The organism is Thermoflexus sp. (assembly GCF_025055495.1).
In the GTDB taxonomy this organism is placed as follows: domain Bacteria; phylum Chloroflexota; class Anaerolineae; order Thermoflexales; family Thermoflexaceae; genus Thermoflexus.
This window is the reverse complement of the sequence record NZ_JANWXB010000018.1, coordinates 1-4620: the sequence shown is the minus strand read 5'-3', so window position 1 is coordinate 4620 and position 4620 is coordinate 1. Positions and strand designations below refer to the sequence as shown.

The 4620-nt window shown below is 62.4% G+C and carries 5 protein-coding genes and 1 tRNA gene; 3 read left to right on the top strand and 3 right to left on the bottom strand.

Annotated elements, in window-relative coordinates; genetic code table 11:
* Positions 1–157: 157 nt before the first annotated feature.
* The 3 genes from NZM16_RS00755 to NZM16_RS00745 form a co-directional block, all read right to left on the bottom strand.
* Positions 158–233: transfer RNA gene (locus NZM16_RS00755), tRNA-Asn, on the bottom strand.
* 84 nt (positions 234–317) lie between these two features.
* Entirely contained in the window at positions 318–983 is a 666-nt protein-coding gene (locus NZM16_RS00750) for a nucleoside triphosphate pyrophosphatase (RefSeq protein ID WP_295451601.1), read from the bottom strand.
* A 153-nt stretch (positions 984–1136) separates the two neighbouring features.
* Positions 1137–2285 (bottom strand): hypothetical protein, encoded by a 1149-nt coding sequence (locus NZM16_RS00745; protein ID WP_295477807.1) that lies wholly within the window; start codon positions 2283–2285, stop codon positions 1137–1139.
* A gap of 251 nt (positions 2286–2536) precedes the next feature.
* On the opposite strand from NZM16_RS00745, the gene NZM16_RS00740 reads away from it, so the two are divergent.
* The 3 genes from NZM16_RS00740 to NZM16_RS00730 form a co-directional block, all read left to right on the top strand.
* Positions 2537–3430, top strand: a complete 894-nt coding sequence (locus NZM16_RS00740) for a patatin-like phospholipase family protein (protein WP_295477805.1) — start codon at positions 2537–2539, stop codon at positions 3428–3430.
* Positions 3431–3448: 18 nt separating this feature from the next.
* Positions 3449–4117 carry a response regulator transcription factor gene (locus NZM16_RS00735; protein ID WP_295451595.1) on the top strand — a complete coding sequence of 223 codons (669 nt, stop codon included), beginning with the start codon at positions 3449–3451 and terminating at the stop codon, positions 4115–4117.
* Positions 4118–4620 (top strand): CNNM domain-containing protein (locus tag NZM16_RS00730; protein WP_295477803.1); only part of this gene is annotated, 503 nt, incomplete at its 3' end. It lies immediately after the preceding gene.

Sequence of the window (4620 nt, the reverse complement as noted above, 5' to 3'; positions counted from 1 at the left end):
TGGCGGGCCGCTGAAGGCGGCCCGCCAGACCCCCACCCTTTTTTCTCTCCCCTCCCCACGGCCCTCTGATCTGGCGGGTAAGGCGACATGCCGCTGCGCGCCGCCCTTTCTTAACCCTCTGATCCCCAAAAATAAAAGGCCGCCCAGCGGCGGCCTCTGGCTCCCCGGGGAGGACTCGAACCTCCAACCCGCCGGTTAACAGCCGGCTGCTCTGCCTGTTGAGCTACCGGGGAAGGTCATTACAAATTATAAAGAATCGCTGGAAACGCGTCAAGCAGCCCTCCTCATCTCAAAGCCCAGGTCCAAACAGGGCCAGGTTAAGGAGAGGGGGCAAGGATCTCCGGATAAGCGGTGCAAAGGTGTTCCAGGGCGGACTGACACCTGGTAGGTAAATCCTCCGACGGGGACCAGCCCCAGCGGCGCAGGGCCCGGGCGAGGTGGCACAGAGGCAATCCCACCACCGCCGCATAGCAGCCTTCTACGATCCGGGCGGGTTGAAAACCGGGGTGCTGGATCGCGTAAGCGCCGGCCTTATCCATGGGATCGCCGGTGGCCAGATAGGCTTCGATCTCCTCATCGGTGTAGGAGCGCATCCAGACCCGTGTAGTGGCCACCTCCAGCAGATATTCCCCTCGAAAGGGATGGTAAAGCGCAACCGCCGTGTGCACCTGATGGGGACGTCCTCGCAAAGCCTGAAGCATCGCCCGCGCTTCCTGGGTGCCCTCCGGCTTGCCCAGGATCTCCCCCTCCAGATCCACTACCGTATCCGCCGCCAGAACCAGGGCGTCGGGGGCAAGCCGGGCCCCAGCGGCGGCCTTGGCGAGCGCGAGACGGGCCGCACAGGCTGCTGGATCCTCATTCGGTTTCGGGGTCTCATCGATCGAAATCGATAGGACCTCTACAGGGTATCCCAGAAGCTGGATCAACATCTGGCGTCGCGGTGAAGCCGAGGCCAGCACCCAGCGCTTGGGGATCATTGTCATGGTTCTTCTCTCAATCAGGACTGAAAAATCGGCCCCGTGGATTCTCCCTCCCTATGGCTCAAAGGGCCGTGGGGAGAGAGGAGAACAAGACTTCCCGGGGGAGCGAGCGGCGTAACCCTACCCTGAGATCAGCGTGGAATGAAGCGCTGCCGATTATGGGTTTGGGTGCGCTCGAAGATAATCCTCCAGCATCTCCCGGAAGGGCTCGACCATGACTTCATAGGGATCCTGGCTGTCGTATGCGCCGGCGATATAGATGGTAGCTCCCAGCACGTAATCATCCTTCTGCAGCTCCTCGTCATACCACCAGAGCTGGCGAAGGTAGAAGAAATAGGGGTCCCCGAAGCCCTGCTGTCGCCAGAAATCCAGGTAGTTTCGCCAGCCCCGGCTGGGCGGCCCCTGGAAGGTGGGGACATCATCGATCCCCATCTCGGTGATCACGATTGGGATCTGATAGGCGGGTGGCACCATATAGCGATAAACCTTGCGGTAGCGCAGCGTGAACCATCCTTCCCCGGTCTGATGATCCACTCCCGCATCCAGGGTGGGGGAGGCGTATTCATGAAGCGCCAGGATCCCGCCCAGCTGCTTGGCGACCTGGAGGGCGGGAAGGAAATCGACCCAAAGCTCCAGATCCGGCGAGCCGTTCGGGAAGTTCCCGATCGCGCACTTCAGGCCGCGCTGGGCCATCAGCTTCATCCGTTCGATCTCGAATTGCGCGAAGAGGCGCATCACCTCGTGGTTATGGGGTCGCGGCTCATTGTGGCCTTCCCAGTAATCGATATGCGGGTTCGCCAGGTATTTGTCCATAAACTGGTTCACATACCATTCGGCGGCCGCTCGCATATCTGTGCGCCCATCCCGGATATGCTCCCCGAAGTCGAAGTTATGATGGATCCGACCGATCAAGATCGTGTTGGGAGATCCCGCTTTGATCTCCGGCGCCCGGCCGAAATCGTCGATGATTTTCGCCACGCGCATCCGGGTGTTCACGATCAGGTTGACGATGTGCACATCCCGGAACCACTGGACCACAACTCCCAGTTTGCTGGGGCGCGGGAACGTCGGCCATGGTGTCTTGGTGGGCGTGGGCGCTGGCGTCGGTGAAGCGGGCACCGGCGTGTCCGTGGGGCTCGTCGTGATGGAAGGCCATGGGCTGGGATCGGGGGGCAGGCTGGGCGAGGGGGTCGGGAAAGGCGTGGGGGTGTGGATCCCCAGGGCGCGCGCGCAGGCTCCGGCCGCCAGGCCGAATCCGATCCAGCCGATTTGCTTCAGAAACGAACGACGGGTCCAGCGTGGCATGGAATAAACCCCCTTCCCGGATTGGGTAATGTTTCACAACCCATGAATTGACGTCCCATCTCTCATCTGTAAGCAGTGAAACCCTGCCCAACTGGATTACCGCGTTGGGGTGCGGGAATGAAGGACCCCGTCCCGCATCCCAAAGCATAATGACCAATGAAACGAAGCGATGGGTCTGCCGAATGAGCTCTCGAATTATAATTCAATAGGATCGAAGGAATTGCAACCTTGTGCCTCTGGGAGCCCATGCCATGCGCTGGGGAATCAGGCGCCCACATCGCTTGGGGATCGCGTTGAGCGGCGGAGGGGCTCGGGGGTTTGCCCATATCCGGGTGCTCCGGGTGCTCGTTGAAGCGGGCTGGCGGCCGGAGATCGTGACCGGGACCAGCGCAGGGGGGATTGTGGGAGGATTGTTTGCCGCTGGGCTTTCGCCGGAGGCGATTGAGGCGCTTGCCCGCCGGATCAGCTGGCGAATGTTCATGCGGCTGGACCCGAATGGCAACGCTCTGGTCGGAACAGAGCGCTGGGCTCGCTTCCTGCGGGAGGCGATCGGAGATGTTCGGATCGAGGATCTCCCCATTCGCTTTGCGGCGGTGGCTGTGGATCTGGACACCGGGGAGGAGATCTGGATCGACCGGGGTCCGCTGATAGCGGCCATGCTGGCCACCAGCGCTTTTCCCGGCATCTTCCCTCCGGTTGAGTGGGAGGGACGGCGCTTGGTCGATGGAGGGGTGCTGAACCCCCTGCCCGCGGATGCCGCTCGAGCGCTGGGGGCCACTTTCGTGATCGGTGTGGATCTTTCCTGGGTGGAACCCGGGCGGACGGATCGACGCTTCCCGGAGGAGTTGCCCGGACCATTGCTGGTTCGATGGTTGACCCGCCGAGCGCGATGGAACCGGACGCTGGAAGTGATCTTCGGTTCGGCGGGGATCATGGCGCGATGGATCATGAAGGTTCGCCTGGTGCAAACCCCACCGGACTGGTTGATCCGCGTGCCCACCGGGGATATTCCGGTGTTCGCCCTGGATCTGGCGCCGGAAATCCTGGAACGGGGAGAGCAGGCTGCCCGGGCCGCTCTCGCCGGGTTGGAGCAGGCCATGGCCCGTCCGCGCTGGTTACGTCGGCTTATCCCTCAAGCGGCATGACTCAGGAGGGGATCAGGAATGCGAACCGTGCGCATTATGATCGTTGACGACCACGAGGTGGTGCGGGTGGGGTTGCGGGCATTGCTGGAACGACGTCCGGACTTCCGGGTGGTGGCGGAGGCCGGGTCAGCCGAGGAGGCCGTTCAGAAGGCGATGGATCACCGGCCGGATGTGGTCGTGATGGATATCCGCTTGCCTGGCGGGAACGGCATCGAGGCCACGCGAAGGATCGTCGAAGCGCTTCCGGAAACCCGGGTGATCATGCTGACTTCCTACGCGGAGGACGAGCTGCTCCTCGAGGCGATCGAGGCGGGAGCCTCCGGATATGTGTTAAAACAAATTGGCAGCGATGAGTTGATCACGGCGATCGAACGCGTGGCCCGGGGGGAAGCCTTGATCGATCCTTCGATGACGCCGCGACTGCTTCGACATGTTCGGGCAGCACGGCGCAGCGCGATGGCCTCCGCCTTCAAGGATCTCACGGAGCAAGAGCTGCGGGTGCTGGCGCTGATCGCCGAGGGGAAGACGAATCGAGAGATCGCCCAAACGCTCTTTCTCAGCGAAGGGACCGTGCGGAACTACGTGAGCAGCATCCTCAGCAAGCTCGGGCTGTCCAATCGGGCGGAGGCGGCCGCTTACGCGGTGGAGCACAATATCAAGGCTTATCTGGATGAGGGGCTGGGCTAAATGGAAGGAACAAGTGATTGGATACTCGGGCTGGGCGTGCTGGCGGGCCTCATGCTGCGGGCCTGGATCGTGGCTTCCGAAGCGGCAATCCCGGCCCTTCCGGAGGAAAAACGCCAGGCGTGGGCCCAGGAAGGGCGTTTTCTGGCCTTATGGCTTCATCGGTTAGCTGAAGATAGCGCGATCCGGCTACAAAGCCTGCGGCTGGGTCTTCTCTTTCTGGACCTCCTGGTGGCCGGTGGGGGAACTGTCTGGCTTTTCCAGCGCTGGGGGCTGTCCCTGTGGATGTTCTTTTTCTGGCTGATCCTGGCCTGGCTGCTGCATGGCCCATGGGAATCCTGGCCACGGGCGTTCGGTCAGCGCTATGCGGAGATTCTAGCCCTCCCGGGCGCTCTGACTCTGATGCCGTTGCGCTGGCTGACATGGCCGATGCGTTTCCTGGCCGTGCGGCTGGGACCGCGGGTGGAGGGTCGAGCCGTTCCAGTGATCGATGAGGCGGAGCTTCG

What these genes read in the sequence shown, in the direction of transcription:
- NZM16_RS00745 (WP_295477807.1), bottom strand. Translation starts at nt 2,285, where the DNA reads ATGCCACGCTGGACCCGTCGTTCGTTTCTGAAGCAAATCGGCTGGATC.
- NZM16_RS00740 (WP_295477805.1), top strand. Translation starts at nt 2,537, where the DNA reads ATGCGCTGGGGAATCAGGCGCCCACATCGCTTGGGGATCGCGTTGAGC.
- NZM16_RS00750 (WP_295451601.1), bottom strand. Translation starts at nt 983, where the DNA reads ATGACAATGATCCCCAAGCGCTGGGTGCTGGCCTCGGCTTCACCGCGA.
- NZM16_RS00735 (WP_295451595.1), top strand. Translation starts at nt 3,449, where the DNA reads ATGCGAACCGTGCGCATTATGATCGTTGACGACCACGAGGTGGTGCGG.